Source organism: Microbacterium sp. (genome assembly GCF_049661145.1).
In the GTDB taxonomy this organism is placed as follows: Bacteria; Actinomycetota; Actinomycetes; order Actinomycetales; family Microbacteriaceae; genus Microbacterium.
Window position 1 is genome coordinate 1 of the sequence record NZ_JBASZT010000361.1, and the last position, 2,676, is coordinate 2,676.

2 protein-coding genes are annotated in these 2,676 nt (G+C 70.9%); one reads left to right on the top strand and one right to left on the bottom strand.

The genetic code is table 11. The features are described 5' to 3' along the window. The coding region (locus tag WBP48_RS14910) for a PucR family transcriptional regulator ligand-binding domain-containing protein (RefSeq protein ID WP_424441540.1) at positions 1-1,163 on the bottom strand (1,163 nt) is incomplete at its 3' end. A 288-nt stretch (positions 1,164-1,451) separates the two neighbouring features. Between WBP48_RS14910 and WBP48_RS14915 the strand changes: the two genes are divergently transcribed. After that, positions 1,452-2,676: chorismate-binding protein (locus WBP48_RS14915; RefSeq protein ID WP_424441541.1), on the top strand; the 1,225-nt coding region annotated here is incomplete at its 3' end.

Genomic DNA, 2,676 nt, shown 5'->3' on the forward strand with positions numbered 1-2,676 from the left:
CGCAGCAGCAGCGCCGCGTCGAGGCTTCCGGCGATTCGTTGCAGCGCACCGGTCACCTCGGCGGGAAGACCCGCGCCGTCCCCCGCCACCGGGATGAGCGCGATCGCGCGATCGTCGGCGTCGCGTCCCACGACGGCTTGGCCGAGCGGAGCGACGTGACCCGCGGCATCCGCCAGCACGTCGAGCGCGAGCTGCTGCGACGCCTCCCCCTCGCCGGCCTCGCCCACGAACTCGGCGGCGACGACGATCGTACGGCCGTCTGCCTCGATGCCCGCCTGCCGAAGGTACGGCATGAGCTCGGGATCACCGTCGTCGCCCGCGATCAGCTCGATCACGCGGGTGGCAGCGTTCGCCTGCTCCTGGACGTGCGCGCGATGCTGCACGCGATAGAGGCCGACGACGCTCGACAGCTCCCGCACGACGTCGAGGATCGCCGGATCCCACTGCCGCCAGTCACCCTCCGTCACCAGCAGCCAGGCGGTCGCGGGATGATCGCCGACCGTCTCGATCACGAACACCGTCAGCACGACCTCGCCGGACGTCTCGTCGCGCACGAGTGCGGGTGAGGGACCACCGGCAGCGTGGACGGCGACGGCCTCGTCGCGCGCAAGGTCGGGGAGCGGCGCCGCACTGGACGCGACGGTGCGACCGGATGCCGAGATGACCCACAACGGGCGCCCGAGATCGCCGGCGATGCGCTCAACGAGGTCACCGAGCATCTGGCCGCGATAGACGTCGAGCAGCAACTCGCGCTGGCGCACAAGCCCCGCCGCGAGCTGCCGGACCCGCGTCGCCGCCTGCGCGTTGGAGACGAACGCCGTCACGGCGGCGAACGACACATCCCGCGGCACCAGCAGCAGCGGCAGTCCGTAGCGGCGGCACGCCGAGATCACGTCGTCCGGCACATAGCCGTGACGCGCATCGCCGACCAGCAGCGCCGCCGCCCCCGCCTCCACCGCGCGCCCGACGAAGGTGTCGCTCGAGGCCGGCCCATCGTGCCACACGAGACCGGTCAGCAGCAGCTGGCCGCGCGACAGGTAGCGGCGCGGATCGATCAGATCGGTCGTATACGTCCACGTGAACTCACGCCGCAGGTCGTCGGCGTCGGCATAGAGCACGCTCACCTTCAACGGCCCCGCGTCCAGGAGTTCCTGCAGCTGCATGGCACCACGCTAGTGGCGCGCCGAGCGGCGGGTGGCCACCGACGAACTCGAAAGTCTCGTGACACGACCCAGGCTTTCTTGCCCCACGGCGCGGCAGCGCCACTGAAAAGCCGCCGCGACCGCCGCGCGGCGCGCATCTGCTAGGGTTTCGACATGTTCGCGAACTGGTGGCTCACCCGCTGAGGCGGAGTGTTCTCGAACCGATGAACGACCGCCCTCCAGGGCGGTCTTTTCGTTTTCGCGACGCGGCCGCCCATCGGAGAGACCCGAAGGACAGAAGGCCCGCACATGCTTCAGCTCACTGACTCACGCCCGTTCGCACTTCTCGCGCGCGACGCCGACACCGTCGAACTGCTCACCGGCGACATCGTCGATATGCCGCTGCTCGCCGACATCCCGCTGACCGACCCGGTCACCGGCGCACCGCGCGAAGTGCTCGCGCTCGTGCCCTACCGGCAGGTCGTCGAGCGCGGGTTCGAGTGCCACGACGACGGTGCACCGCTGCGCTGCCTCGTCGTCACGGAGCACCAGCGCCTCCCCCGCGACGAGGTCGTCGCGGCGCTCCCCACCGCACCGGTGGTCCTGCGCGACGGCGGATTCGACATCGCCGACGAGGAGTACGCCGACATCGTCCGCGACGTCATCGCCGAAGAGATCGGACGCGGCGAGGGCGCCAACTTCGTCATCCGCCGCGACTACACGGCATCCGTCGAAGCCGACCCGCTCACCGCGGGCCTCACGTGGTTCCGGGCCCTGCTGGAGCACGAACGCGGCGCGTACTGGACGTTCCTCGTCTCGACGCCCGGTCACCTGGCCGTGGGCGCGAGCCCCGAAGCGCACGTCAGCGCGACCGGCGGTGTCGTCACAATGAACCCCATCTCGGGCACCTTCCGCCATCCCGCCGGCGGTGCGACCCCCGACGCTCTCGCCGAGTTCCTCGCCTCCACGAAGGAGACCGAGGAACTGTTCATGGTCGTCGACGAAGAACTCAAGATGATGAGCGCCGTCTGCAGCGACGGCGGTCGCATCACCGGGCCGCACCTCAAAGAGATGTCGCGGCTGACCCACACCGAGTACATGCTGCGCGGGCGCAGCACGATGGACCCGCGCGACATCCTGCGCGAGACGATGTTCGCCCCGACCGTGACCGGCTCGCCGATGCAGAACGCGTGCAGCGTCATCACCCGCCGCGAGCGCACGCCACGCGGCTACTATTCCGGCGTTGCGGCCCTGTTCACCCCGACGGATGCCGGGTCGACGGATGCCGGGTCGGATGTCGGCGGCCAGGGTGCGGACGCGGTTGCCGGCGCGGTTGCCGGCGGCGCGGCCACCCACGACCTCGACGCGCCGATCCTCATCCGGACGGCCTACCTGGTGGACGGCAAGCTCCGCGTCCCCGTCGGTGCGACGCTCGTGCGGCACTCCGACCCGCACGGCGAGGTCAGCGAGACCCACGGAAAAGCCGCGGGCGTGCTCGGGGCGATCGGCGCGGTGGCGCGCGACGAAGCGGCCG